This is a genomic window from Acidovorax sp. FG27 (genome assembly GCF_040365715.1).
GTDB lineage: Bacteria > Pseudomonadota > Gammaproteobacteria > Burkholderiales > Burkholderiaceae_C > Paracidovorax.
In genome coordinates, this window is the sequence record NZ_BAABVY010000002.1 from 296,351 (window position 1) to 320,888 (window position 24,538).

The window sequence follows — 24,538 nt, forward strand, 5'->3', positions numbered from 1 at the left end:
CAGGGCTGGGCGCTCAGGGCTGGGCGTTCGGGAAGAACAACTGCTCGCCGCCCACCTTGTACTGGGCGATGGTGGTCTGCCCGGCGGGCGAAACCACCCAGTCCACGAACTTCTGCGCGTCGGCCGCCTTCACGTGCGGATGGCGGGCGGGGTTGACCACCATCACGCCGTACTGGTTGAAGAGCCGGGTGTCGCCTTCGACCAGCACCGCCAGCGCGGCGCGGTTCTTGAAGTTGAGCCAGGTGCCCCGGTCGGCCAGCACGTAGGCGCCGCTGGAGGCGGCTATGTTGAGCGCAGGCCCCATGCCGCAGCCGCATTCCTTGTAGGCGCCGCCCTTGCCGCCCTCGCCCACCACCATCTTCCAGTAGCGCAGTTCGGCCGCATGCGTGCCGCTCTTGTCGCCCCGCGAGACGAATTCGGCATTCGCCGCGGCGATCTTGCCCAGGGCAGCGACGATGTCCTTGCCGCGCGTGCCGGCCGGGTCCGCGGGCGGGCCGATCAGCACGAAGTCGTTGTACATGACCGGGTAGCGCTTGGTGGCCCAGCCGTCGGCGACGAACTTCTCCTCCGCCGCCTGGTCGTGCACGAAGAGCACGTCCGCGTCGCCGCGCCGCGCCATGTCCAGCGCCTGGCCGGTGCCCACCGCCACCACCTTCACATCCACCCCGCTGGCCTGCTTGAAGGCCGGCATGAGGTGGCCGAAGAGGCCCGACTGCTCGGTGGACGTGGTGGACGCCATGGTGATGGACTGCGCCGATGCCACACCGCCGGATGCTACAAAAACAATAGCTACAAGCGCTTTACTCATGAGCGCTGGAGGCCGAAAACACTTGCAATCGATGCTCTGATTCATACCATTTCTCCTTTGACGAACAGGCGGGCCGCTTCGGGCAGCGGTCCATGAAAGAAATCGTGCACCGGCAGATCGGCCATCACGCGGCCATGCTCCAGGTACACCACGCGGCTGGCCAGGCGCTTGACCTGGCCCAGGTTGTGGCTGCTGAACACCATGGTGACGGGGTGCGCCGGGCCGCCCGCGCCATGGCCGGCGGCGAAGTCGGCCATCAGCGCCTCGACCTCGCGCTTGGCATGCGGATCGAGGCTGGCGGTGGGCTCGTCGAGCAGCAGCACGTCGGGCCGGCGCGCCCAGGCGCGCGCCAGCGCAAGGCGCTGCTGCTGCCCGCCCGAGAGCGTGCGCGCGTTCTGCGCCGCCGCCTCCAGCAGGCCCACGCGGCGCAATGCGGCCAGCGCCTGCAGGCGCGCCGGCTTCCACGGCACGCCGCCCAGCCACAAGCCCAGCGCCACGTTGTTCAGGGCGCTGGCGCGCAGCATGAAAGGCCGCTGGAACAGCATCGCCTGGCGGCTGGCGGCATCGCGCGAAAACTGGCCGGCGGTGGGCGCGGCCAGGCCATGGAGCACGCGCAGCAGGGTGCTCTTGCCGCTGCCGTTGGCACCCACCAGCGCCAGGCGCTCGCCCGGCACCACCCGCAGATCGACCGCCGCCAGCGCCTGCACGCGGCCGTAGCGCACGTCCACCCGCTGCAGCGCGAAGAGCGGTGTGGCGGCGCTCGCGTCGCAGGCCGGGGTCGGCTCAGAGGTCTCGGCCCAGGGGCGCGCGCTCATGCGGCGACCCCGATGGACGGGGCCGCCACCGCCCCATCGACCCGCTCACGCCAGCGCCGCAACAGCGCGATGCACACGTTCAACGCCAGCACCACGGCCAGCAGCACGAAGCCCAGCGCCAGCGCCAGCGGCAGGTCGCCCTTGCTGGTCTCCAAAGCGATGGCGGTGGTCATCACGCGGGTGAAGCCGTCGATGTTGCCGCCCACGATCATCACCGCGCCGACTTCGGAGATGGCGCGGCCGAATGCCGCGATCAGCACCGTGAGCAGCGCATAGCGTTCGTCCCAGGCCAGCAGCAGGCTGCGCAGCAGCGGGCCGGCACCCAGCGACCGCAGCTGCTCGCCGTGGGCGCGGTCGGCGTCTTCCACCAGTTGCCGGGTCAGCGCCGTGACCACCGGCAGCACCAGGATGGCCTGTGCCAGCACCATCGCCTTGAAGGAAAAGAGCCAGCCCCAGGCGCCCAGCGGCCCGCTGCGCGAGAGCAGCAGGTAGACACCCAGCCCCACCACCACGGAGGGCACGGCCAGCAGCGTGTTCAGCACCGCCAGCACGGCGCCGCGCCCGGCGAAGCGCGCCACGCCCAGCCAGGCGCCCAGCACCAGGCCGGCGCCGCACGCCAGCGCGCAGGCCGTCGCGCTCACGGCGAGGGAGCGGGCGACGATGGTCCACAGAGCGGCATCTGCGGAGGTCAGGAGATCGAGCGCCGTGGCCGCGCTCTGGGTCATCGTGGACATGGGTTGTGGGCTATCGTATGCAGCACATCAATGTCCAGCGATATGAAACCTCGTGCATAGGGTCCAGTTCCACTACACGCTCAGCCGCGACGCGGGCGACGCGCTCATCCGCAACCCGTTGCTCGACACGCTGCAGGCCGTGGCGCAGCACGGCTCCATCTCCGCCGCCGCCCGGTCGCTGGCGCTGTCGTACCGCCATGTGTGGGGCGCGCTCAAGCGCTGGGAGGACGAGCTGGGCGGCGAGCTCATCATCTGGGGCAAGGGCCAGTCGGCGCAGCTCAGCGAATTCGGCACCAAGCTGCTTTGGGCCGAGCGCCAGGCGCAGGCCCGGCTCGCCCCGCAGATCGAGGCCCTGCGCGCCGACCTGGAGCGCGCCTTCGCCGTGGCCTTCGACGACCGCAGCCATGTGCTCACGCTCTACGCCAGCCACGACGATGCGCTGTCGGTGCTGCGCGCCCACGCGGCGGCGCATGCGTCGGCGGCACCCGCGTCCGGCGGCGACGATGCCGCTCCCGGCCACGCGGCGGGCGGCGGGCTGCATCTGGACATCCGCTTCACCGGCAGCGTGGATGCCATCCGCGCGCTCAACGAGGGCCGCTGCACGATCGCCGGCTTCCATACGCTGGAGCAGCCGGCCGCCGATTCGCTCGCGGCACGCACCTACCAGCCGCTGCTGCAGCCGGGCCTGCACAAGGTGATCGGCTTCGCCCGCCGCACGCAGGGGTTGATCGTGGCGCGCGGCAACCCGCTGGGGCTGCAGTCGCTGGCCGACGTGGCACGCACCGGCGCACGCTTCATCCACCGGCCCATCGGCACCGGCACCCGCGTGCTGCTGGGCGACCTGCTGACCCAGGCGGGCCTGCAGCCCGGCGACATCGACGCGGCCGGCAGCGGGCGCATCGAGCCCTCGCACGGCGCGCTGGCGCAGGCCATCGCATCGGGCGCGGCCGACGCCGGCATGGGCATCGAGCTGGCGGCGCGGGCGCGCGGGCTGGACTTCGTGCCCCTGGTGCACGAGTGCTACCACCTCGCCTGCCTGAAGTCGTCGCTGGAGCAGCCCGCCACGCGGGCGCTGCGCGAGCTGCTGCAGACGCCCGCTTGGCAGGAGCGCATGGCCGCCATGCCGGGCTACGCGCCCATGCGCTGCGGCGAGGTGCTGTCCATGAGCCGCGTGCTGCCCTGGTGGAACTTCCCGGCGGCGCGGCGCCGGCGCGGGTCGTCCGCCGGGGCCCGGTAGCGCCGGGCGCCCGCAGCGGCGCCCCGCCGCCACCGTCGCACGAGCGGCGTGCGCACGGCCTGCACGCGGCCTGCATGCGGCGGCTGCACCCCCGCGGAAACCCCGACGCCGCGGCCTTCACCTATGGAAAACCCCAGCCTATTGCGTCAGCCTTTTTTAAGGAGGCGAGCCTTAGGATGCGCTGTAATCGCCCGACCCCGCACCACGGGCCGGCCACGCGCCGGCCCGCCACCCCATTTCTCTACAGGACGCACACCATGTCAGGGCTTCTCAAACTGGCGTTGGGCATCGACTGGATCTCCACAAGGCTCAGCAAGCTGGCCGGCTGGGCCGTGCTGGCCGCCGCGCTCATCTCGGCCACCAATGCCGTCGTGCGCTACGGGCTCGACCTGAGTTCCAACGCCTGGCTCGAGATCCAGTGGTACCTGTTCGGCACCACGGTCATGCTGGGCGCGCCCCTGGTGCTCAAGCTCAACGAACACGTGCGCGTGGACATCATCTACGGCAAGCTGCGCGCGCGCGGGCAGGTGCTGATCGACCTGTTCGGCCTCCTCTTCTTCCTGCTGCCGGTGATGGGCCTGCTGACCTGGCTGACGGTGCCGTTCTTCTGGAACATGTTCGTCACGCAGGAGATGTCCGGCAACATCGGCGGGCTGATCCGCTGGCCCGCCGGGCTGCTGCTGCCCGTGGGCTTCGGCGCGATGTTCCTGCAGGGGGTGGCGGAGATCATCAAGCGCGTGGCGGTGCTGACCGGCGACCTGGAGATGACCACCCACTACGAAAAGCCGGTGCAGTAAGCCCCGCCCCGTTCCTCGCCCACCCGATTCCTCAGCGCAAGAGATTTCAGCATGCACATGGAAAACTTCGCCCCGATCATGTTCGCGGGGCTCATCGCGATCATGCTGATCGGCTTCCCGGTCGCCTTCTCGCTGTCGGCGCTGGGGCTGTTCTGCGGCTTCTTCGCCATCGAGATGGGCTGGTTCCCGGCCAACTTCATGGCCAACCTGCCGATCAACATGTTCGGCATCCTGTCGAACGACCTGCTGCTGGCCATTCCGTTCTTCACGCTGATGGGCGCGGTGCTCGAGAAATGCGGCCTCGCCGAGGACATGCTCGATTCCATGGGCCAGCTCTTCGGCCCCGTGCGCGGCGGCCTGGGCTACTCGGTCATCATCGTCGGCTTCATCCTGGGCGCCATCACCGGCACCGTGGCCGGCCAGGTGATCGCCATGGCCATGATCTCGCTGCCGGTGATGATGCGCTACGGCTACAACATGCGCTACGCCACCGGCGTGCTGGCGGCCTCGGGCACCATCACGCAGTTGGTGCCGCCCTCGCTGGTGCTGATCGTGATGGCCGACCAGCTCGGCCGCTCGGTGGGCGACATGTACAAGGGCGCCTGGGGTCCGGCCATCCTGCAGGTGCTGATCTTCGCGATCTACACCTTCATCCTGGGCCGCTTCCGCCCCGACTTCGTGCCCGGCCTGCCCAAGACGGCGCGCACGCTGCACGGCTGGGCCCTCTGGGGCAAGTGTCTGCGCGGCATCATTCCTTCGGCCATCCTGATCTTCGCGGTGCTGGGCTCCATGGGCGGCCTGCCGTTCATGGACCACGCCATCGCCACGCCCACAGAAGCCGGCGCCATGGGCGCGGTGGGCTCGCTGATCCTCGCGGCCATCCACAAGCGGCTGAGCTGGAAGCTCATCAAGGAAGCCATGGACGGCACGATGCGCCTCACGGCCATGGTGGTGTTCATCCTGATCGGCTCGCGCGTCTTCTCGCTGGTGTTCCAGGGCGTGGACGGGGCGATCTGGATCGAGCACATGCTCACGGACCTGCCGGGTGGCCAGATCGGCTTCCTGATCGTGGTGAACATCTTCATCTTCTTCCTGGCGTTCTTCCTCGACTTCTTCGAGATCGCCTTCATCATCCTGCCGCTGCTGGGCCCGGTGGCGCACAAGCTGGGCATCGACCTGGTGTGGTTCGGCGTGCTGCTGTGCGTGAACATGCAGACCAGCTTCATGCACCCGCCCTTCGGCTTCGCCCTCTTCTACCTGCGCGGCATCTCGGACACGCTCTTCAAGGAAAAGCGCATCGACAGGCCGGTCAAGTCCAGCGACATCTACATGGGCTCCATCCCCTGGGTGGTCATGCAGGTGCTGCTGGTGGCGATCGTGATCTTCTTCCCGCAGACCGTGACCGTGTTCCTCGACAAGGAAGTCGTCGTTGACGTGGACAAGGTGCAGCTGGAAATGCCGGCGGACAGCCAGCCGCAGCAGGAAGGCAACATCGACATGGAAAACCCCTTCGGCAACGCCCCTGCCGCGGCGCCCGAGGGCGCGGCCAGCACCCCGCAGTGAACACTGGCGCAACCCAGGATGCCGTGACCGGCCACACGGCGCCGACGGCCCCGCCGTCGATGGAGAGCGCTGCCTTCCCCCCGCTGGTGCGGGCGCTGGCGGTGCTGATCGTCGCCAGCCTCGCGGCGCTGGCGGCCTGGTCGCTGCCCACGCTGAGCGAGGCCGACTGGAACTTCACCGCCCTCTCCACCTTCGGGCTGGCGGCGGTGGTGATCGGCTGGGTCGGCTGGTGGATGGTGTTCAGCCGCACGCGCCTGGCGGGCGACACCGTGGTGCAGACCTGGCTCTGGGACAAGGAGGTGCACGCCGCCGACGTCGCCACCTTCAAGATCGTGCACTGGCCCTGGGTGCAGGCCATCATCGCGCCGCGCATGCTGCTGCGCCGCCGTGGCGGCAGCATCACCTGGATCCACTCCGCCGACCCCGCCCTGCTCGTGGCGTTCGGCCATGCGGTCGTGCGCCAGGGCATGGCGCCCGTGCCCGCGCCGGCAGCCGGGCCGTCGGCCTGACCACCTCGCGCAGCCCCGTCGAGCGGGGCTGGCCGGCCGGCTGCGGACAAGCGCTTTTCCTACAGCAGGCCTTATCGGGCGCTGTCTGCGCAGGGCCCGCCGCCATGGCGTAATTCCGGCGACGGCCTCCCGCTGGCAGCGGCTGGCCGCACTGTCCCACTCGCACGGATCGATCCGCCCATGTCCACTCCCGCACCGCCCCCAGATCCTTCCGCCTCTGCCTCCCGTCCGCCGCGGATGCAGATCAATCCGCCCGTCTTCTATCTCTCGGCCGCGCTGGTGCTGGCCTTCGTGGTCTACGGCGCGGTGTTCACCCAGAACGCGGGGCAGGTGTTCAACGCCATCCAGGCCTACATCGTGGCCGACTTCAGCTGGCTGTACGTGGCCAGCACGGCGGGCTTTCTCTTCTTCGCTGTCTTCCTGATGGCCAGCCGCTACGGCGACATCAAGCTCGGACCCGACGACTCGGAACCCGAATACAGCTATGCCTCGTGGTTCGCCATGCTGTTCAGCGCGGGCATGGGCATCGGCATCATCTTCTTCGGCGTGGCCGAGCCCATCCAGCACTACATCGCGCCACCCACCGGCGAGGGCGGCACCGTGACCGCCGCCCGGCGGGCCATGACGCTCACCTTCTTCCACTGGGGCCTGCATGCCTGGGCGATCTACATCGTGGTCGGCCTGGCGCTCGCGTACTTCTCGTTCCGGCGCGGCCTGCCGCTCACCATCCGCTCGGCCCTCTATCCGCTGATCGGCAAGCGCATCAACGGCCCCATCGGCCATGCCGTGGACATCTTCGCCGTGCTGGGCACGATGTTCGGCATCGCCACCTCCCTGGGCCTGGGCGTGCTGCAGGTCAACGCCGGCTTCACCTACCTGTTCGGCATTCCGTCCTCGCTCTGGGTGCAGATCGCGCTGATCGCTGTCACCACCGCATTGGCGACCGGTTCGGTGGTGGCGGGCCTGGACAAAGGCGTGCGGCGGCTGAGCGAGCTGAACATCGGCATCGCGCTCGTGCTGCTGCTGTTCGTGCTGTTCACGGGCTCCACCGTGTTCCTCCTCAAGGCCTTCGTGCAGAACATCGGCGCCTACCTGGGGGACGTGATTCCCCGCACCTTCGCGCTCTACGCCTACGAGCCCAATCCCTGGTTCGGCGACTGGACGCTCTTTTACTGGGGCTGGTGGATCGCGTGGTCGCCTTTCGTGGGCATGTTCATCGCGCGCATCTCGCGCGGCCGCACCATCCGCCAATTCATCTCCGGCGTGCTGCTGGTGCCGGTGCTGTTCACCTTTCTCTGGATGACAGTGTTCGGCAACACCGCGCTGCAGATGGAGATGACCGGCGTGGCGCCCATCGCCCGGGTGGTCGACGAGAACATCTCGGTGGCGCTCTTCGCCATGCTGGAGCATCTGCCCTGGGCCACCATTTCGTCGGGGCTCGCCACGCTGCTGGTCATGCTGTTCTTCGTCACCTCGGCGGACTCGGGCGCGCTGGTGATCGACATGATCACCTCCGGCGCGGAAACGCCCTCGCCCGTGTGGCAGCGCATCTTCTGGGCCGTCACGGCCGGGGTGGTGGCGGCCGTGCTGCTGGCCACCGGCGGCCTGCAGGCGCTGCAGACGGCGGCCATCGCCAGCGCGCTGCCCTTCGTGGTGGTGATGATCCTGATGTGCTATGGCCTCCTGCGCGCGCTGCAGACCGAGAACGCCATGCCCGGCGGGCTGCCCATCGTCGCCACGGAGGACGACGATGCCGGTATGACCTGGGAACAGCGCCTGGACTCCATCGTGCGCTACCACCCGCGCGCCGAGATCTTGGCCTACCTGAAAGACACCGCGACGCCCGCGCTGCAAGCGGTGGCAGCGCAGGTACGCGAGCGCGGCCTGGACGCCGCGGTGGAGCAGACCGACCAGCGGGTGGCGCTGGTGGTGCAGCACGGCGAGCGCGGCCCGTTCGAATTCGCGGTGCGGGAACGCGACTACCGCATGCCCAGCTTCGCCTGGGCCGACGGCAAGAGCGACGGCGCGCGCCGGCACTACCGCGCCGTGGCCCGCACCACCGACGCCGAGGCGTCGCACGACGTGACCGGATTCACGCAGGAGCAGCTCATCCACGACTTCCTGGTGCGCTACGGGCGCTTCCGGGCCGCTCGGCGCATCCCTTGACGGCGCACCGCCCCGCGCCTGGCCAGGCGTGAAAAAGCCCGCCGAAGCGGGCTTTGGTCGCGGGGGCCGTGAAGCCTTAGAGCTTTTGCGCCTGCATGAAGCGGTCGAAGGTGCCTTCGGTGAAGCGGAACCAGGCGTTCTGGTCGGCCAGGAACTTGGAGTAGTCGGGGTAGATCTTCTTCCACTCCGGGTTGCTGTTGTTCAGGTCGGCATAGATCTGCTGGGCCGACTTGAACGCGGCGTTCATCACGTCCTGCGTGAAGGGGCGCAGCTTGGTGCCGGAGCCCACCAGTTGCTTGATGGCCACCGGGTTGCGGGCGTCGTACTTGGCCAGCATGGAGATGTTGGCGTGCGATGCCGATGCCTCCACCACGGCCTTGTATTCGGCCGGCAGGCCTTCCCAGGCCTTGGTGTTGATGTAGAAGTCCAGCTGCGGGCCGCCTTCCCACCAGCCGGGGTAGTAGTAGAACGGCGCGACCTTGTTGAAGCCCAGCTTCTGGTCGTCGTAGGGGCCCACCCATTCCAGCGCGTCGATGGTGCCCTTTTCCAGCGCGGGGTACAGGTCGGCGCCGGGAATGGATTGCGGGATCACGCCGAACGGTTCCAGCACACGGCCAGCGAACGGATTGGTGCGGAACTTCAGGCCCTTCAGATCGGCGACCGACTTGATTTCCTTGCGGAACCAGCCGCCCATCTGCGCGCCGGTGTTGCCGCCCGGAAAGTTGATGATGTTGTACTTGGCGTAGAACTCACGCATCAGCTTCAAGCCGTTGCCTTCGTACATCCAGGCGTTCATCTGGCGGGCGTTCAGGCCGAAGGGCACGGCGCAGCCCAGGCAGAACGTCGGGTCCTTGCCGTAGAAGTAGTAGGGCGCCGTGTGCGCCATTTCGACCGAGGCGCTCTGCACGCCGTCGACCACGCCGAACGCGGGCATCAGCTCGCCGCCGGCGTGCACCGAGATCTGGAACTTGCCGCCCGTGCATTCGCTGACCTTCTTGGAGAACACTTCGGCCGTGCCGTAGATGGTGTCCAGCGACTTGGGGAAGCTCGAAGCCAGGCGCCAGCGGATGGTGGCCTGCGCGTGCACGGCCGGGGCGGCCCCGGCGGCGAGTACGCCGGCGACGCCCGCGTGCTTGAGGATGGAACGACGGTCCATGGAAGATCTCCGATGTGATTGCGAAACCGGGGCGGCCGGCCTTGCAGGCACTGCGCTCGCCCCTGGCTGTTTCAGCCGGAAGCGATTGTAGGAACCGCCTTCTCGCGCACCGTTGGGGGTTTTCCCGCGCAGCCGGGCCCCGGCCGCACCGGATTCAGCTTTCTGCAAGCCTTCTCGCATCGGGCGGCCGCACGGGCGCCCGGCTCACGTTCAACCGGGCAGGAATCGCGCGCGGATCGACGCCTCGATGCCCGATGCGTCCAGCCCCTGCAGCGCCAGCAGGGCGCCCGGGTCGCCATGCTCGATGAACACGTCGGCCAGGCCCAGCTGCAGCAGCGGCACGGCCAGGCCCGCCGCGTTCAGCGCCTCGCCCACCGCGCTGCCGGCGCCGCCCATGATGGCGCCCTCTTCCACCGTCACCAACGCATCGTGGCTGGCGGCCAGCTCCAGCAGCAGGGCCGTGTCCAGCGGCTTGGCCCAGCGCATGTTGGCCACCGTGGCGTCCAGCGCCTCGGCCGCCTGCAGCGCCGGGTAGAGCAACGTGCCGAAGGCCAGGATGGCGATGCGCTGCGGCGCGTTGCCACTGCCCTTGCGGCGCACCTCGCCACGGCCGAAGGGCAGGCCCTCCAGACCAGCGAGCGGCGCCACGCCGGCGCCGCTGCCGCGCGGGTAGCGCACGGCGACGGGGTGGTCCTGCTCGAAGGCGGTGGTGAGCAGCTGGCGGCATTCGCGCTCGTCGGCCGGGCAGGCCATGCTCATGTTCGGGATGCAGCGCACGAAGGGAATGTCGTAGGCGCCCGCATGCGTGGCGCCGTCCGCGCCCACCAGGCCCGCACGGTCGAGCGCGAAGACCACCGGCAGCTTCTGCAGGGCCACGTCGTGGATGAGCTGGTCGTAGCCGCGCTGCAGGAAGGTGGAATAGATCGCCACCACCGGCTTGACGCCCTCGCAGGCCATGCCGGCCGCGAAGGTGACGGCATGCTGCTCGGCGATGCCCACGTCGTAGTAGCGGCCGGGAAAACGCCGCTCGAACTCGACCATGCCGGAGCCCTCGCGCATGGCGGGCGTGATGCCCACCAGCCGCTCGTCCTTTTCAGCCATGTCGCACAGCCACTGGCCGAAGACCTGCGTGAAGGTCTGCCTGGCCGGGGTGGCGGGCTTGACGATGCCGACCGTGGGGTCGAACTTGCCCGGGCCGTGGTAGGCCACCGGGTCGGCCTCGGCCAGCTTGTAGCCCTGGCCCTTCCTGGTGACCACGTGCAGGAACTGCGGGCCCTTCAGGCCCTTGATGTTCTCCAGCGTGGGGATGAGCGAGTCCAGGTCGTGCCCGTCGATGGGGCCGATGTAGTTGAAGCCGAACTTTTCGAATAGGGTCGCGGGCACCACCATGCCCTTGGCCTGCTGCTCGAGGCGCTTGGCCAGCTCCAGCAGCGGGGGCGCGTTCTTGAGCACGCTTTTGCCCACGTCGCGCGCCTTGGCGTAGAACTGGCCGCTCATCAGCTGCGCCAGGTAGCGGTTCAGCGCGCCCACCGGCGGGCTGATGCTCATGTCGTTGTCGTTCAGGACGACCAGCAGGTTGGCATCGGCCACGCCCGCGTTGTTGAGCGCCTCGAAGGCCATGCCGGCCGTCATCGCACCGTCGCCGATGATGGCGACCGCGCGGCGGTCCTCGCCGCGCTGCTTGGCAGCCAGCGCCATGCCCAGCGCCGCCGAGATGCTGGTGCTGGAGTGCGCCGTGCCGAAGGTGTCGTACTCGCTTTCGGCGCGCTGCGGAAAGCCCGAGAGGCCGCCCATCTGGCGCAGCGAACCCATGCGGTCGCGCCGGCCGGTCAGTATCTTGTGCGGATAGGTCTGGTGGCCCACGTCCCACACCAGCCGGTCGCGCGGCGTGTCGAACACGGCGTGCAGCGCCACGGTGAGCTCGACCGTGCCCAGGTTGGAGCTGAGGTGTCCGCCGGTCTGCGAGACGCTTTCCAGCACGAAGGCGCGCAGCTCGGAGGCCAGCTCCTTGAGCTCGGCACGCGACAGGCGGCGCAGGTCCGCGGGGTCGTTCACCGTCTGCAGCATGGGATAGGAGTTCGTGGGCATAAGCTACTTTTTTGATAGCAGCCGGCGCTTGATTGACGAGCGCGCGGCCGATTCGATTCAAATTTCGGGCTCCGGGGCACCCGGGCGCTCAGTGCGAGCGGGTCACCACCATGTCCGCCAGCGCCGCCAGCGCCCGGGTGTCCGGCAGGCCGGTGGCCTGCAGCGCGGCATGGGCCTCGGCCAGCAGTTCGTCGGCATGCGCGCGAGCCCGGTCCAGGCCCAGCAGGGACACGTAGGTGGGCTTGTCGCTCGCGGCGTCCTTGCCGGCGGTCTTGCCTAGAGTGGCGGAATCGGCGGTGACGTCGAGGATGTCGTCCACGACCTGGAAGGCCAGCCCGATGGCGGCGCCATAGCGCAGCAGCGGTTCGGCGACGGCGGGGGCCGCCTCCGCGCAGGCAGCGCCCATGGCCACGCTGCCCTGCAGCAGCGCGCCGGTCTTCAGGCGGTGCATGCGGCGCAGCTGGGCTTCGTCCAGCCCCACGCCGACGCTGGCCAGGTCGATGGCCTGGCCACCGGCCATGCCGTCGGCACCCGCGGCCCGCGCCAGCAGACGGCACAGCCGCGCCTGCATGGCGGGCGGCACGCCGTCTTCGGGCGTCAGCAACTCGAAGGCGAGGGCCTGCAGCGCATCGCCCGCCAGCAGGGCCTGGGCCTCGCCGAACCGCACGTGCACCGTGGGCTTGCCGCGGCGCAGCACGTCGTTGTCCATGCAGGGCATGTCGTCGTGCACCAGCGAATAGGCATGGATCAGCTCCACCGAGCAGGCCGCGCGCAGGGCCGCCTCGGGCAGGCCCCCGGCGGCCTCGCTGGCGGCCAGCACCAGCAGCGGCCGCAGGCGCTTGCCGCCGTCCAGCACGGCGTAGCGCATCGCATCGCCCAGGCCCGCCGGCGCATCGCCACGCACCCATTGCGACAGCGCCGCTTCCACGCTCTGCAGTTGCCCGTCGCTCCAGCCGCCCAGGTCGAAGCCGGGCGCCGGGGAAGTGGTGGTGCGGGCGGGCGTCATCGGGCGGCCGCTCATTCCTGCGTCCACGGCTGCAGCGTGCCTTCGTCCAGCACCTTGATCTGGTCCTGCACCGCCTCCAGCCGGCCCCGGCAGAATTCCAGCAGGGCGGCGCCGCGCTGGTAGCCCGCCAGCATCTGGTCGAGCGGCAGTTGGCCCGACTCGATGCGGCCCACGAGTTGCTCCAGCTCCTCCAGCGCGGCTTCGTAGCTGGCGGGCTCGGCAAGGGGGGCGGGCTGGGCGGGGGGTGGCGGGGCCTTGAGCATGGAGGGGGGCGCGGCCTGGCGGCGCACTGTCAAAAACCTGCGATTCTAGGGGCCAGCGCCCGCCGGCGCCTCCCCGGCGCGAGCGCGGCGGCGACACCCGCCTCGCCGCAGCCGGCCGGGCGCTCCCCGTACTGGTGCAATACACATACCGGCCGGGCGGAAATAACCCCACCGGCTACAATCCCATTCCTTCCATCGAACCGGCTGTGGGTGTTTTGCTCGGCCGGTTTCGTTTTTTCCACGTGCGCACCCGCACCTCCCTGTGGGGAGTCTTTAGGTCAGGTCTTCATGTCTGATTTAAGTCTTCAACTGCAGCAGGCCGCAAGCCAACTACCAGTTTCAAGCTACTTCGACGAAACGCTCTTCCAGCGCGAGCTGGAGACCGTCTTCCAGCGCGGGCCCCGCTACGTGGGGCACCAGCTGTCCGTGCCCCATCCCGGCGACTACCATGCGCTGCCCCAGGAAAAGGAGGGCCGCGCGCTGGTGCGCAATGCCCAGGGCGGGGTCGAGCTGATCTCCAACGTCTGCCGCCACCGGCAGGCCGTGATGCTACGGGGGCGCGGCACGCTGCAGGGCCAGGGCAAGGGCCATGCCGGCGGCAACATCGTCTGCCCGCTGCACCGCTGGACGTATGCCCCCTCCGGCGAGCTGCTGGGCGCGCCGCATTTCTCGCACGACCCCTGCCTGAACCTGAACAACTACGGCCTGCGCGAATGGAACGGCCTCATGTTCGAAGACAACGGCCGCGACATCCACGCCGACCTGGGCCGCATGGGCCCGCTGGCGCAGCTGTCCTTCGACGGCTTCACGCTCGACCGCGTGGAGATGCACGAGTGCAACTACAACTGGAAGACCTTCATCGAGGTCTATCTGGAGGACTACCACGTCGGCCCGTTCCACCCGGGCCTGGGCAACTTCGTCACCTGCGACGACCTGAGCTGGGAGTTCGGCCAGCACTACTCGGTGCAGACGGTGGGCGTGGCCTCCACCTTCGGCAAGCCGGGCTCCGACGTCTACCGGAAGTGGCACGAGGTGCTGCTGAACTACCGCGAAGGCAAACTGCCCGAGCGCGGCGCGATCTGGCTGACCTACTACCCGCACATCATGGTGGAGTGGTATCCGCACGTGCTCACCGTCTCGACCCTGCACCCGGTCAGCCCGACGAAGACGCTGAACATGGTGGAGTTCTACTACCCGGAAGAGATCACGGCCTTCGAGCGTGAATTCGTCGAGGCGCAGCAGGCCGCCTATATGGAGACCTGCATCGAGGACGACGAGATCGGCGAGCGCATGGACGCCGGCCGCCGGGCGCTGTACGAGCGCGGCGACAACGAGGTCGGCCCCTACCAGAGCCCGATGGAAGACGGCATGCAGCATTTCCACGAGTGGTACCGCGCGCAGATGGGCGACGCCATATCCCAGCGGTGATTCCCCCCATTGCTACCAAAAGCATAGCTGCCAGCGCCGATGTTTCGGGCGCTGGCAGCTTTTTTCATTCCTAGATTCGACTCACTGCCCATGCACGCCCTCTGGATGGTTCTGGCTGCCTTCATCTTCGCCAGCATGGGGGTGTGCGTGAAGTTCGCATCGGCGCACTTCAATTCGGCCGAGCTGGTCTTCTACCGCGGCCTGATCGGCATGGCCATTCTGTGGGGGCTGGCGCGGGCGCAGGGGGTGTCGCTGGGCACGCGCTTTCCGGGCATGCATGCCTGGCGCAGCCTGATCGGCGTGACCTCGCTGGGCTCCTGGTTCTATGCCATCGCCCACCTGCCGCTCGCCACCGCCATGACGCTCAACTACATGAGCAGCGTGTGGATCGCCGCCTTCCTGGTGGGCGGCGCGCTGCTGACTTGGCGCCCCAGCGGCGCCCAGCCGCGACCGCCGCTGCAGGCCACGCTGGTGGCCACCGTGCTGGCGGGCTTTGCCGGCGTGGTGATGATGCTGCGCCCCAGCATCGGCGACAACCAGGGGTTCGCCGGCATGGTGGGGCTGCTCTCGGGGCTGACCGCCGCCTTCGCCTACATGCAGGTCATGGCGCTGTCGCGCCTGGGCGAGCCCGAGACCCGCACCGTTTTCTACTTCGCCGTCGGCTCGGCGGTGGCGGGCGGCGCGGCCCTGCTGGTGACGGGCACCTCCGACTGGCCCGGCTGGCCCGCGCTCTGGCTGCTGCCCATCGGCGCGCTGGCCGCCGCCGGCCAGCTGTGCATGACCCGGGCGTATGCGCGCGCCATGACGCCGCGCGGCACGCTGGTGGTCGCCAACCTGCAGTATTCGGGCATCGTCTTCGCCGCGTTCTTCAGCGTGGCGCTCTTCGGCGACGTCATCCCGCCGATCGGCTGGCTGGGCATGGCGCTGATCGTGGCGAGCGGCATCGTCGCCACCGCGCTGCGGGCACGGGCGGCACCGGGCGCGCCGGCCGAGGAACGCTGAGCGCCGAGCGCGCTGCGCGGCGGCCCCCTCACACACCCACCACACCCACGCTTTGCCGGGCCGGCCCGCGCAACGTGAACCAAGGTCCAGCGCGGCCGGAACCGGCGTTTTTGCAGGCGCAGTCCGGCATGCCGCCGGCCGAGGCAGTGCCACAATGGCCGCATCACAGCACCCGCCGACCCGCCATGCCCTCTGCCTACACCACGCTGATCTCCGTGCCTGAACTGCAGGCGTTGATGGCCAGTGCGCGCCCGCGCATGGTCTTCGACTGCAGCTTCGACCTGATGCATCCGTCGTCAGGCGGCGCGCAGTACCTCGAGGCGCACATTCCGGGCGCCGTGCATGCCGACCTCGACCGCGACCTGAGCGCCCCGCACGGCGCGCCCGGTGCCGGCGGCGTCATCGTCGCGGCCGAGGGCGACGAGCCCGCATCGGGCGGACGCCACCCCCTGCCCAACCGCGAGCGGCTGGCCAGCTGGCTCTCCAGCATCGGCTTCGCCAACGACATGCAGGCCGTGGTGTACGACCGCAACGGCGCCAACTACTGCGGCCGCCTCTGGTGGATGCTCAAGTGGGCCGGCCACGACGCCGTGGCCGTGCTGGACGGCGGCCTGCAGGCCTGGCAGAGCGCCGGCCTGCCGGTGGCGAGCGGCGAGGAGCCGGCGCACTTCCAGTCCAACTTCCGGCTCGGGGCGCCGCTGCGCGAGCTGGTTACCGCCGACGAGGTGCAGGCCCGCCTGGGCCAGCCCGGGCAGACCATCGTCGATGCGCGGGCCACGCCCCGCTTTCGCGGCGAGGTGGAGCCGCTCGACCCCGTCGCGGGCCACATCCCGGGCGCGCTCAACCGCCCCTTCCCCCAGAACCTGGGGCCGGACGGCCGCTTCAAGTCGGCCGAGCAGCTGCGCGCCGAGTTCGACGCCCTGCTGCAGGGCCGGCCGGCGGGCAGCGTCGTGCACCAGTGCGGCAGCGGCGTGAGCGCGGTGCCCAACCTGCTGGCGATGGAGGTCGCCGGCCTGGGCCCCACCGGGCTGTTCGCGGGCAGCTGGAGCGAATGGTGCAGCGACGCCAGCCGCCCGGTGGAGCGCGGCTGAAGCGGCGCCCTTCACGCCCCCTGACGCCGCTCTGACGCTTTTCACGCGCCCACCCCACGCCATGCGCGCCGTTTGCTACTTTGGCCCCGCCCGACGCAACGGGAACCTGGCTGTGCCGCCGGAAAGCCTGCTGGCGACCTGCGCGGAGTACGCCCGGCGCAACGGCCTGACCGGCCTGCTGGCGGTAGCGGAGGGCTACTTCCTGCACTTCATCGAAGGCGACGACGCCGCCCTGCGCGGGCTGCTGGCGCGCACCAGCGCCTTCTGGAACCACGAACAGCCGACGGTGCTGTTCAACCAGCGCATCACCGAACGCAGCCACGGGCAGTGGAGCGTGGCGCTGGTGCAGTCGTCGCCCTCCACTGCCCGCCAGACCAGCGAGCGGCTGGCCACCATCCGAAGGTTCCTGGCCGCGCACCGGCTGGCGGCGGTCACCGACGCGTTCCGCTACTTCCTCACGCCCAACCGCCTGCCGCGCCCCGACACGGCCTCGGGTGGCGCCGGCGGCGAGGCGGGCGCGGTCAAGCAGGCGGCTGTGTTCAGCAACTCCGTGCTGTGGTTCCACCCCATCTTCAGCCACCTCACCGAGCGCTTCGGCACGCCCGCCTGTTCCCTGAAGATCTCCGACACCGGCCGTGACGCCGACACCTACCCGCTCGACTATGCCGACGTGGCGGACCCGGGCGCCGGCGCCGTGCGTCTGGTGGGCATCAGCGAGAACCTGCTGGGCTCCACCCTCGCCTCGCCGCTGCTGCGCAACGTCGACCTGGTGGTGTTCCTCATGCGCCGCAGCGGCCACGGCAGCGACACCGACTTCGTCGCCCGGGCGCTGGCCCACGAGATGGTGCGCCAGGCCCGGCCCGAGGTGCTGTTCATCACGCCGCCGGGCGTGCCGGAACTCTCGGGCAGCCTGCATGCGCTGGCCCAGGCGAGCGGCTTCTCGGCCTTCGAGACAGCGGGCTCGGTGCTCCTGGGCGGGCCGATCTGGGACGCCATGCAAACGCGGCTCGCTGCCATTCAGCCCCGGCCGCCGGCGCGCTCGGGCGTCGTGCTGGACATCGATCTGTCCCAGCCCTGGCCCGGCGTGGCGGCTGGCTGAGCACGCGCCGCCTCAGCGCCGCTGGCGCATGGGCATGCGGTCGATCTCGGCGAAGACTTCCCGCAGGTCCACGTCAGCGCCTTCCCTCATCTTCACCCCGCCGTCCTTGCCCACCAGCACGAAGGTCGCCGGCCCCTGGGCGCCCAGTTCCAGCGCGGCGAGCAAGGCCGCCGTGCTGGCGGCCGGCAGCGCCTGACCGTTGCGGCTGCCCTGGCCGGCGACGACGGTGTAGAGCGCCATGTCGCGCTCGCGAAAGCCTTCGCGCAGGGCCGGCTCCCGCAGGGCGGCGTTCAGCCGCACGAGCAGCGGGTCGTCCGGCGCCGGCACCACGACCACCACCGGGCGGGTCTTCCAGCGCTCGGCGGCGAGCGGGTTGCCGTCGGCCCAGGCGGCGGCGGCGGGCAGCGCCAGGCCGAAGGCCACGGCGGCATGGGTCATGAAGGTCGGGCTCATCCCGGTAGTGTCGTGACGGCCCGGCGCGCGGTGCGTCGGACGGCGGCCCGACCCGGTGGAGCGCCGCACCGCGCTGGTTGCAGGGGAGCCTTCGGCACGACTTTCACACATTCCAGAATGAGATCGATTCTCAACGCCTAGAATGCAGCGGCCCGCGCCACCTGCGCGGAGCCAGCCGGGTGCGCCCGCCTGCGCCCTGGGCCGCGCAGCCACCCCGGGGCGCGCCCGCGCCAGCGGGCCCCCTCGGCCAGCCGCTCACCTCTTCGTGCACAAAATGGGCTGCAGCGCTTGATCCATCAGCGCGGGCAGCTACGCTTTTGATAGCAAATGCATGAAGCCTGCTGATTTTCAACCCTGGAGTTCTCTTCATGACCCGTCCCTTGCACCCGCTCGTCACCGCCTGCCTGATGGCCGCGCTCGCCGGCACCGCCCAGGCCCACCAGGTGTGGATCGAAGCCAGCGGCAACCAGGCCCGGCTGCACTTCGGCGAATACGCCGACAACCTGCGCGAGACCTCGCCGGGCGCGCTCGACAAGTTTGAAGGCGTGCCCGTGCTGGCGCAGCAAGCCGGCGGCCAGAGCCGCCAGCTGCCCGGCCAGCGTGCGGCCGGCGCCTTCACCTATGCGTTGCCCGCCGGCGCTGCCGATTCGCTGTTCGCCGAAGCGCCCTACCCGCTCATCGACCGCAGCAAGGCCGGCAAGCCCGCCCTGCTGTGGCGCCCTGCCGCGCGCTGGGTGGCGGGCCTGGGCAAGCCGGTGGCTGCCACTGCGCCGCTGGACCTGGTGCCGACGGAGCGCGCGGGAGAGCTGCGCGTGGTCTTCAACGGCCAGCCGCTGCCCAAGACGCAGGTGACGCTGGTGTCGCCCTCCGGCTGGGCCCGCGAGGCGCAGACGGGGGCCGACGGCACAGTGCGGTTCGCGCTGCCCTGGAAGGGCCAGTACGTCGCCGAGGTGAAGCACGCCGACACGGCGCCGGGCGAGCGCAACGGCGCCCGATTCGGCGAGACCAGCTACATCACCACGCTGACCTTCGCTCAGGCGGAAGGCATGGAATCGCCCGCCCTGCCGGCCGCGCCCGGGCACTGACGCGGCCTCCGTGCGGCGCCCTCACCCCAGCCACGCCTGCGCCAGCCAGCCATAGAGCGGTATGCCCAGCACCAGGTTGAACGGGAACGTGATGCCCAGCGACAGGCCGACGTAAAGGGCCGGCCGCGCCTCCGGCATGGCGTGGCGCAGCACGGCGGGCACGGCGATGTACGAGGCGCTCGCGCCCAGCACGGCCAGCAGCGTGGCCTCGGGCACGGCCAGGCCGGCGATCCGCGCCAGGCCCAGCGCCAGCAGCCCGTGCGCCACCGGGCCGACGACCGCGAACAGCGCCAGCGGCAGGCGCTGCGCGCCCAGCCCGGTCACGTTGCGGGCGGTGAGCAGCCCCATGTCGAGCAGAAAGAACGCCAGCAGGCCCTTGAAGAGATCGACGGTGAAGGGGTGCATGGCGGCTTCGCCCCGCTCGCCGGTGACGAGCCCCACCAGCAGCGCGCCCAGCAGCAGCACGGCGCCGCCATCGGTCAGCGCCTCGCGCAGCACGGGGCCGAGCCGGGGGCCGTGGCCCATGGCGGTGCGGGCGCCGCCGCCGCCGGCCAGCACCGCCTGCCCACCCGCCGGCAAAGCGCCCCCCGCCGGCTGCCGCAGCCACTGCGCCATCACCACCGCCAGCACGATGGCGGGCGACTCCATCAAGGCCATCGCCGCCGCCATGTAGCCGCCGGCCGGCGTGCCCTGCTGCTCCAGCAGGTGGCTGGCCGTCACGAAGGTCACGGCGCTGACGCTGCCATAGGTGGCCGCCACCGCCGCCGCGTCGAAGGGCGGCAGCAGCCGGCGCAGCACGCACCAGGCGATGGCGGGCACGGCGATGGCCAGCACCAGCGCGCAGCCGAGCGCGGCGGACACCTGCGCCGTCCAGCCCGACTGGGCCAGCGCGAAGCCGCCCTTCAGGCCCAGCGCCATCAGCAGGTAGAGCGACAGGAAGCGCGACAGCGGCGCGGGCACCTCCAGGTTGGAGCGCAGCAGCCCGGCCGCCAGGCCGAGCACGAAAAACAGGATCGCAGGGTCGAGAAGGTGGTTCATGGGCTGCGATGCTAGGGGTCCTCAGCGATCCTGGAAAATCGATACTATCGATCGACTTCATCGAGGTTTCTCTATGCATGCCACCTTTCGCCAGATGCAGCTGATGCTGGCGCTGGCCGAGACCGGCTCGGTCACCGGCGCGGCGCGCCACTGCCATGTGACCCAGCCCACCGCGTCGATGCAGCTCAAGGAGTTGTCCGACGCCATCGGCCTGCCGCTCTACGAGCGCGTCGGCAAGCGCCTGCACCTCACCCAGGCGGGCGAGGCCGCCGCGCAGACGGCCCGGGCCATCGCCGCCGAGTGGGAAACGCTGGAGCAGCGCGTGGCCGCGCTCAAGGGCGTGAGCCAGGGGCGGCTGCGGATCGCGCTGGCCAGCACTGCCAAGTACTTCATCCCGCGCATGCTGGGGCGCTTTTGCGCCGAACACCCGGCGGTGGACGTGTCGCTGCAGGTGCTCAACCGCGACGGCGTGGTGCAGCGGCTGCTGGCCAACGAGGACGACCTCTACATCCTCTCCATCCCGCCGCGCAACGTGCCGCACGACCGGCAGGTGCTGCTGGGCAATCCGCTGGTGGTGATCGCCGCGCAGGACCACCCCCTGGCCACGCGCCGCCGGGTACGGCTGGAGCAGCTGCTGAAGGAGCCGTTCATCCTGCGCGAGACCGGCTCGGGCACACGCCTGGCGACCGACGAGCACTTCAAGTCGCTGGGCTTCGCGCCCCGCGTGCGGCTGGAGCTGGGCAGCAACGAAGCCATCAAGCAGTCGGTGGCCGCGCGCATGGGCCTGGGGCTGGTGTCGCGCCATGCCCTGCCGGCCGAGCCGGCCAGCGAGGGCGTGGCGATCCTGCGCGCCGAAGGCATGCCCGTGCCGTCATCGTGGTACGTGCTGTGGCCGCAGGGCAAGCGCCTGTCGCCCATCGCCGAGAACTTCCTGCGCCAGCTGCTGCAGCAGGCGCGCGGGTGGGAGGTGCACTCTTGAGCGATGCGGTGGCCGGCCGGCCGCTCAGAAGGTGTGAATGAATCCGACGAGCCCGAGCGGGCCGCACAAACGCGTTCCGTCAAGGCGCAAAGCGCAGCCATAGCTCGGGCTATGGCGAGCACTTGCAACGCCGAGGGGGCGTGTTTTTGCGGTGCGAGCGGGCATGGCGGGTTCTTTTACACCTTCTCAAAAGTCGAACTGCGCCGACACGGTGAGCGTGCGCGGCAGACCCGTCGTGGAATAGCTGTTGAGCCCGGTGATCCAGTAGGACTTGTCTGACGCGTTTTCCAGGTTGGCGCGGAACACCACCGGCTTGCCGGAGAGCTGGGTGGCATAGCGCGCACCCAGGTCCAGCCGCGTCCAGGACGGCGTGCGCAGCGTGTTGGCGACGTCGCGGTACACCGAGGACGAGCTGACCACGCGGCCGTTGAAGCTCAGGCCCTGCAGCCATGGCGTGTTCCAGTCCACGCCCAGGTTGTAGTTGACCTTGGGCACGCCGGTGGCCGTGTTGCCCTGGTTGACGCCGCCCTGGGTGCGGGTGAGCTTGGCTTCGTTGAAGGCGGCGCTGGCCATCAGGCGCAGGCCGCGCTGCACTTCGCCGTAGGCCGTCAGTTCCAGGCCGCGGTTGCGCTGCTCGCCGTCGAAGCCATAGTGGTTCAGGCTGGGGTCGATGGTGGAGACGGAGGTGTAGGCGCTGGGCCGCTTGATCTGGTAGACGGCGGCCTGGGTCGTGAGCCGGCCCCAGTCCACCTTCACGCCCACCTCGACCTGCCGTGACTTGAAGGGTGGAATGGTCTCGCCCGCGTTGTCGTAGGCGGGCGTGGCCGTCTCGGACACCTTGCTGCCCCGCGACAGGCCGGCGGTGTAGTTGGCATAGATCGACGTGTTCTTCGCGGGCTTGAAGACCACGCCGGCGAGCGGCGTGGTGCTGCTCGACTTGTACTGGCTGGACGAGGCGCCGGTCGCCACGTTGAAGCCTTCGTAGTCCATGGTCTGGCGGCGCAGGCCCACCGTCACCAGCAGGCTGTCGTTCAGCAGGGCCAGCGTGTCGGCGATGGCGATGCTGTGCTGGTGGTTCTCCACGCTCTTGGCGGGCGCGCCGCGCACGCCGGTCATCGCCGGAGCCGGCACCGGGTCGTACAGGCTGGAGCGGGCGCTGCCGCCGGTGGCGTAGAAGTAGCCGGTCTCCTGCTCCATGTAGTTCAAGCCCAGCGCGACCGTGTGCTTGACGGCGCCGGTGGTGAAGCGCGTGCGCAGGCCCACGTCGGCCGCCTTCGAATCGGTGTATTGGTCGTACCAGGCATTGCGCACCGTGAAGTTGCCGTTGGAGTCGAGCCCCAGGCCGCCAGGGAAGTCCTGCCGGTAGTCGAGTTTGGACCAGCCCACGCTGCCATACACCGTGGTGCCGGCGCTGATGTCATGCTCCAGGCGCGAGGTCACCAGCTTGAAGTTGTCCTTCAGTTCGGTGTTGGGATAGAAGGCGGTGCGCGTGTCGGGCACGGCCGGAATGCCGCCCGTGGTCGGCAAGGTGATGTGGTTGCGGAAGTCGTCGGTCTCGCCGCGTGTCGCGGTGGCGTCGAGCGACCAGCGGGTGCGCGCGCCGGCATAGTCCAGGGCGATGGAGCCCAGGTTCAGGTTCTGCTTGCCGCCGTCGATGGTGCCTTCGCCGCCGCGCACCAGGCCGTTGACGCGCACGCCCCACTCGTTGTCCTCGCCGAAGCGCCGGCCCACGTCCAGGTGGGCGGCCAGGTTGGCTTTGCTCATGTAGGTGGTGGTCAGGCGCGTCAGCGGCGCATCGCCCGCACGCTTGAGCACGGTGTTGATGCTGCCGCCCACGCTGCCGTTTGGGCCCACGCCGCTGGTGAGCGCACCGGGACCTTTCAGCACCTCCACGCGCTCGATCATCTCCAGCGGAATGCGCGTGGACGGCGCAAGGCCGTAGAGGCCGTTGATCGCCAGGTCGCCGTTGGGCATGGTGAGCCCGCGGATCTGGAATTCGTCGCCGAAGCCGCCGCGTGCGGCGAGCGGGCGCACCGAGGCGTCGTTCATCACCACGTCCGACACGCTCTGCGCCTGCTGGTTCTCGATCAGCTCGGACGTGTAGTTGGTGGTGCTGAAGGGCACGTCCATCAGGTCCACCCGGCCGAGCAGGCCCAGGTCGCCGCCCCGGGCGAGCTGCCCGCCCGAATAGGTCTTCTGCAAGCCGCCGATGGCCTCGGCCTGGTCGCTCACCTCCACCTGGGAAAGCGTCTTGTCGGTCGCGGGCTGCGCCATGGCGCCGGCGGTCGCCGCGAGCAGGCCGGTGGCCAGGCCCTGGCGAATGCGATGGGCCAGCGGGGAAAGGTTCAAGCCGGCGGATGAAGGGAAGCTGCGGTCGTGCATGGTCATTGTTAAATGGGAATCACTCCCAATTATCACGACAAGTCGGCAGGCAAAACGATGCTCTTGCGCGGATTCCACGTGGCGACCGCCAGCGCGCGGCGCGCGCCCGTCGCGCACACCCTATCGGCCGCTCAACATCTTCAACCCCAGCCCCACGAACACCGCGCCGGCGATGCGGTCGAGCCACAGGCCTGCGCGCGGGCGGCGGCTCAGCCACGCACCGATGGAGCCGGCGAAGTAACCCAGCAGGCCGAACAGCAGCGCCGCCTGCACGGTGAAGGCCAGCCCCAGCGCCCCAGTTGCAGCGCGACCTGGCCTTGGGCCGGCACCACGAATTGCGGCAGGAACGACAGAAAGAACAGCACCACCTTGGGGTTGATCGCATTGGCGAGCATGCCCTTGAAGAACAAGCCGCGCAGCGACTGCGCGGGCGCCGCCTGGGCGGAGGCCACACCGCCACCCCCGGTGCTGCGCAGCGCCTGGATGCCGAGCCAGATCAGGTACGCACCGCCCACCCACCTGAGCGCGGTGAAGGCGACCGGGGAGGCGGCGATCAGCGCGCTCACCCCGACCACGGCCAGCAGCGTGTGGCTCAGGCACCCCAGCGCGCAGCCCAGCCCGAACACGATGCCGGGCCGCCGGCCCCGGGACATGCCCATGCCCAGCACCATGAGGTTGTCGGGGCCCGGCGTGGCGGTGATGAGCACGGCGGCGACCAGGAAGGCGATGAGTTGGGCGGCAGTCAGCATCGGGCGATGATAAGCAGCGGCGCAGCGCCAGAAACGACGAAGGCCGCGCCCTGCGGCGCAGCCTTCGACGGGTGGGAGCGTGCCTGCCGG

The 24,538-nt window shown here is 69.9% G+C and carries 21 protein-coding genes and 1 pseudogene; 11 read left to right on the top strand and 11 right to left on the bottom strand.

Features of this window, described 5'->3' with window-relative positions:
* Positions 1-13 precede the first annotated feature (13 nt).
* The 3 genes from ABWV53_RS01870 to ABWV53_RS01880 are packed head-to-tail and all read right to left on the bottom strand — an operon-like array spanning position 14 to position 2,357.
* A complete protein-coding gene (locus ABWV53_RS01870) occupies positions 14-808 on the bottom strand; it encodes an ABC transporter substrate-binding protein (protein ID WP_353362335.1) in 795 nt (264 codons plus the stop codon).
* A gap of 41 nt (positions 809-849) precedes the next feature.
* The gene (locus ABWV53_RS01875; protein WP_353362337.1) at positions 850-1,623 is read right to left on the bottom strand and encodes an ATP-binding cassette domain-containing protein; all 774 of its coding nucleotides are present in this window, start codon (positions 1,621-1,623) and stop codon (positions 850-852) included.
* A complete protein-coding gene (locus tag ABWV53_RS01880; RefSeq protein WP_353362339.1) occupies positions 1,620-2,357 on the bottom strand; it encodes an ABC transporter permease in 738 nt (245 codons plus the stop codon). Before ABWV53_RS01880 ends, ABWV53_RS01875 begins: the two co-directional genes overlap by 4 nt.
* Before the next feature lie 52 nt (positions 2,358-2,409).
* Here ABWV53_RS01880 and ABWV53_RS01885 point away from each other — a divergent pair, with 52 nt between their 5' ends.
* The 5 genes from ABWV53_RS01885 (at position 2,410) to ABWV53_RS01905 (ending at position 8,629) form a co-directional block, all read left to right on the top strand.
* Positions 2,410-3,594, top strand: a complete 1,185-nt coding sequence (locus ABWV53_RS01885) for a substrate-binding domain-containing protein (protein WP_353362341.1) — start codon at positions 2,410-2,412, stop codon at positions 3,592-3,594.
* 257 nt (positions 3,595-3,851) lie between these two features.
* On the top strand, positions 3,852-4,391 hold the full coding sequence (locus tag ABWV53_RS01890; RefSeq protein ID WP_353362343.1) for a TRAP transporter small permease subunit: 540 nt from the start codon (positions 3,852-3,854) through the stop codon (positions 4,389-4,391).
* A 51-nt stretch (positions 4,392-4,442) separates the two neighbouring features.
* Positions 4,443-5,954 (top strand): TRAP transporter large permease, encoded by a 1,512-nt coding sequence (locus tag ABWV53_RS01895; protein ID WP_353362345.1) that lies wholly within the window; start codon positions 4,443-4,445, stop codon positions 5,952-5,954.
* On the top strand, positions 5,951-6,463 hold the full coding sequence (locus ABWV53_RS01900) for a hypothetical protein (protein ID WP_353362347.1): 513 nt from the start codon (positions 5,951-5,953) through the stop codon (positions 6,461-6,463). Before ABWV53_RS01895 ends, ABWV53_RS01900 begins: the two co-directional genes overlap by 4 nt.
* Positions 6,464-6,700: 237 nt before the next feature.
* Positions 6,701-8,629, top strand: a complete 1,929-nt coding sequence (locus ABWV53_RS01905; protein ID WP_353362349.1) for a BCCT family transporter — start codon at positions 6,701-6,703, stop codon at positions 8,627-8,629.
* Between the two features lie 76 nt (positions 8,630-8,705).
* Here ABWV53_RS01905 and ABWV53_RS01910 read toward each other — a convergent pair whose 3' ends face one another.
* From ABWV53_RS01910 to xseB, 4 genes are all read right to left on the bottom strand, one after another.
* Positions 8,706-9,785, bottom strand: coding sequence for a TRAP transporter substrate-binding protein (locus ABWV53_RS01910; protein ID WP_353362351.1), 1,080 nt, complete (start codon positions 9,783-9,785; stop codon positions 8,706-8,708).
* A 210-nt stretch (positions 9,786-9,995) separates the two neighbouring features.
* The gene (dxs, locus tag ABWV53_RS01915; protein ID WP_353362353.1) at positions 9,996-11,873 is read right to left on the bottom strand and encodes a 1-deoxy-D-xylulose-5-phosphate synthase; all 1,878 of its coding nucleotides are present in this window, start codon (positions 11,871-11,873) and stop codon (positions 9,996-9,998) included.
* A gap of 88 nt (positions 11,874-11,961) precedes the next feature.
* Positions 11,962-12,879 carry a polyprenyl synthetase family protein gene (locus tag ABWV53_RS01920; protein ID WP_502903819.1) on the bottom strand — a complete coding sequence of 306 codons (918 nt, stop codon included), beginning with the start codon at positions 12,877-12,879 and terminating at the stop codon, positions 11,962-11,964.
* A gap of 11 nt (positions 12,880-12,890) precedes the next feature.
* Positions 12,891-13,142: an exodeoxyribonuclease VII small subunit gene (gene xseB, locus ABWV53_RS01925; RefSeq protein ID WP_353362734.1), complete on the bottom strand. Its 252-nt coding sequence runs from the start codon at positions 13,140-13,142 to the stop codon at positions 12,891-12,893.
* 288 nt (positions 13,143-13,430) lie between these two features.
* Between xseB and ABWV53_RS01930 the strand changes: the two genes are divergently transcribed.
* From ABWV53_RS01930 to ABWV53_RS01945, 4 genes are all read left to right on the top strand, one after another.
* Positions 13,431-14,570: an aromatic ring-hydroxylating oxygenase subunit alpha gene (locus ABWV53_RS01930; protein ID WP_353362357.1), complete on the top strand. Its 1,140-nt coding sequence runs from the start codon at positions 13,431-13,433 to the stop codon at positions 14,568-14,570.
* Positions 14,571-14,660: 90 nt separating this feature from the next.
* Positions 14,661-15,572, top strand: coding sequence for a DMT family transporter (locus tag ABWV53_RS01935; protein WP_353362359.1), 912 nt, complete (start codon positions 14,661-14,663; stop codon positions 15,570-15,572).
* A 185-nt stretch (positions 15,573-15,757) separates the two neighbouring features.
* Entirely contained in the window at positions 15,758-16,663 is a 906-nt protein-coding gene (locus ABWV53_RS01940) for a sulfurtransferase (protein ID WP_353362361.1), read from the top strand.
* A 61-nt stretch (positions 16,664-16,724) separates the two neighbouring features.
* Positions 16,725-17,762 (top strand): BLUF domain-containing protein, encoded by a 1,038-nt coding sequence (locus tag ABWV53_RS01945; protein ID WP_353362363.1) that lies wholly within the window; start codon positions 16,725-16,727, stop codon positions 17,760-17,762.
* Positions 17,763-17,774: 12 nt separating this feature from the next.
* Here the strand turns inward: ABWV53_RS01945 and ABWV53_RS01950 are convergent, their stop codons facing one another.
* Complete coding sequence (locus tag ABWV53_RS01950; RefSeq protein WP_353362365.1) at positions 17,775-18,200, bottom strand: DUF4174 domain-containing protein; 426 nt, start codon at positions 18,198-18,200, stop codon at positions 17,775-17,777.
* Between the two features lie 383 nt (positions 18,201-18,583).
* Between ABWV53_RS01950 and ABWV53_RS01955 the strand changes: the two genes are divergently transcribed.
* On the top strand, positions 18,584-19,300 hold the full coding sequence (locus ABWV53_RS01955) for a DUF4198 domain-containing protein (protein WP_353362367.1): 717 nt from the start codon (positions 18,584-18,586) through the stop codon (positions 19,298-19,300).
* A gap of 21 nt (positions 19,301-19,321) precedes the next feature.
* On the opposite strand, the gene ABWV53_RS01960 is transcribed toward ABWV53_RS01955, so the two are convergent.
* Positions 19,322-20,338 (bottom strand): sodium-dependent bicarbonate transport family permease, encoded by a 1,017-nt coding sequence (locus ABWV53_RS01960; RefSeq protein ID WP_353362369.1) that lies wholly within the window; start codon positions 20,336-20,338, stop codon positions 19,322-19,324.
* 73 nt (positions 20,339-20,411) lie between these two features.
* Here ABWV53_RS01960 and ABWV53_RS01965 point away from each other — a divergent pair, with 73 nt between their 5' ends.
* Positions 20,412-21,317: a LysR family transcriptional regulator gene (locus ABWV53_RS01965; protein WP_353362371.1), complete on the top strand. Its 906-nt coding sequence runs from the start codon at positions 20,412-20,414 to the stop codon at positions 21,315-21,317.
* Between the two features lie 186 nt (positions 21,318-21,503).
* Here the strand turns inward: ABWV53_RS01965 and ABWV53_RS01970 are convergent, their stop codons facing one another.
* Positions 21,504-23,666, bottom strand: coding sequence for a TonB-dependent receptor (locus ABWV53_RS01970; RefSeq protein WP_353362373.1), 2,163 nt, complete (start codon positions 23,664-23,666; stop codon positions 21,504-21,506).
* 153 nt (positions 23,667-23,819) lie between these two features.
* Positions 23,820-24,448, bottom strand: a pseudogene (locus tag ABWV53_RS01975) (LysE family translocator).
* Positions 24,449-24,538: the final 90 nt, after the last annotated feature.

Excerpts from the sequence above, each read along its gene's own strand:
- ABWV53_RS01940 (WP_353362361.1), top strand. The coding sequence starts at position 15,758 with ATGCCCTCTGCCTACACCACGCTGATCTCCGTGCCTGAACTGCAGGCG.
- ABWV53_RS01950 (WP_353362365.1), bottom strand. The coding sequence starts at position 18,200 with ATGACCCATGCCGCCGTGGCCTTCGGCCTGGCGCTGCCCGCCGCCGCC.
- ABWV53_RS01905 (WP_353362349.1), top strand. The coding sequence starts at position 6,701 with ATGCAGATCAATCCGCCCGTCTTCTATCTCTCGGCCGCGCTGGTGCTG.
- ABWV53_RS01960 (WP_353362369.1), bottom strand. The coding sequence starts at position 20,338 with ATGAACCACCTTCTCGACCCTGCGATCCTGTTTTTCGTGCTCGGCCTG.
- ABWV53_RS01945 (WP_353362363.1), top strand. The coding sequence starts at position 16,725 with ATGCGCGCCGTTTGCTACTTTGGCCCCGCCCGACGCAACGGGAACCTG.
- ABWV53_RS01930 (WP_353362357.1), top strand. The coding sequence starts at position 13,431 with ATGTCTGATTTAAGTCTTCAACTGCAGCAGGCCGCAAGCCAACTACCA.
- ABWV53_RS01920 (WP_502903819.1), bottom strand. The coding sequence starts at position 12,879 with ATGACGCCCGCCCGCACCACCACTTCCCCGGCGCCCGGCTTCGACCTG.
- ABWV53_RS01875 (WP_353362337.1), bottom strand. The coding sequence starts at position 1,623 with ATGAGCGCGCGCCCCTGGGCCGAGACCTCTGAGCCGACCCCGGCCTGC.
- ABWV53_RS01880 (WP_353362339.1), bottom strand. The coding sequence starts at position 2,357 with ATGTCCACGATGACCCAGAGCGCGGCCACGGCGCTCGATCTCCTGACC.
- ABWV53_RS01890 (WP_353362343.1), top strand. The coding sequence starts at position 3,852 with ATGTCAGGGCTTCTCAAACTGGCGTTGGGCATCGACTGGATCTCCACA.
- ABWV53_RS01895 (WP_353362345.1), top strand. The coding sequence starts at position 4,443 with ATGCACATGGAAAACTTCGCCCCGATCATGTTCGCGGGGCTCATCGCG.
- ABWV53_RS01955 (WP_353362367.1), top strand. The coding sequence starts at position 18,584 with ATGACCCGTCCCTTGCACCCGCTCGTCACCGCCTGCCTGATGGCCGCG.
- ABWV53_RS01965 (WP_353362371.1), top strand. The coding sequence starts at position 20,412 with ATGCATGCCACCTTTCGCCAGATGCAGCTGATGCTGGCGCTGGCCGAG.
- dxs (WP_353362353.1), bottom strand. The coding sequence starts at position 11,873 with ATGCCCACGAACTCCTATCCCATGCTGCAGACGGTGAACGACCCCGCG.
- ABWV53_RS01935 (WP_353362359.1), top strand. The coding sequence starts at position 14,661 with ATGCACGCCCTCTGGATGGTTCTGGCTGCCTTCATCTTCGCCAGCATG.
- ABWV53_RS01910 (WP_353362351.1), bottom strand. The coding sequence starts at position 9,785 with ATGGACCGTCGTTCCATCCTCAAGCACGCGGGCGTCGCCGGCGTACTC.
- xseB (WP_353362734.1), bottom strand. The coding sequence starts at position 13,142 with ATGCTCAAGGCCCCGCCACCCCCCGCCCAGCCCGCCCCCCTTGCCGAG.
- ABWV53_RS01870 (WP_353362335.1), bottom strand. The coding sequence starts at position 808 with ATGAGTAAAGCGCTTGTAGCTATTGTTTTTGTAGCATCCGGCGGTGTG.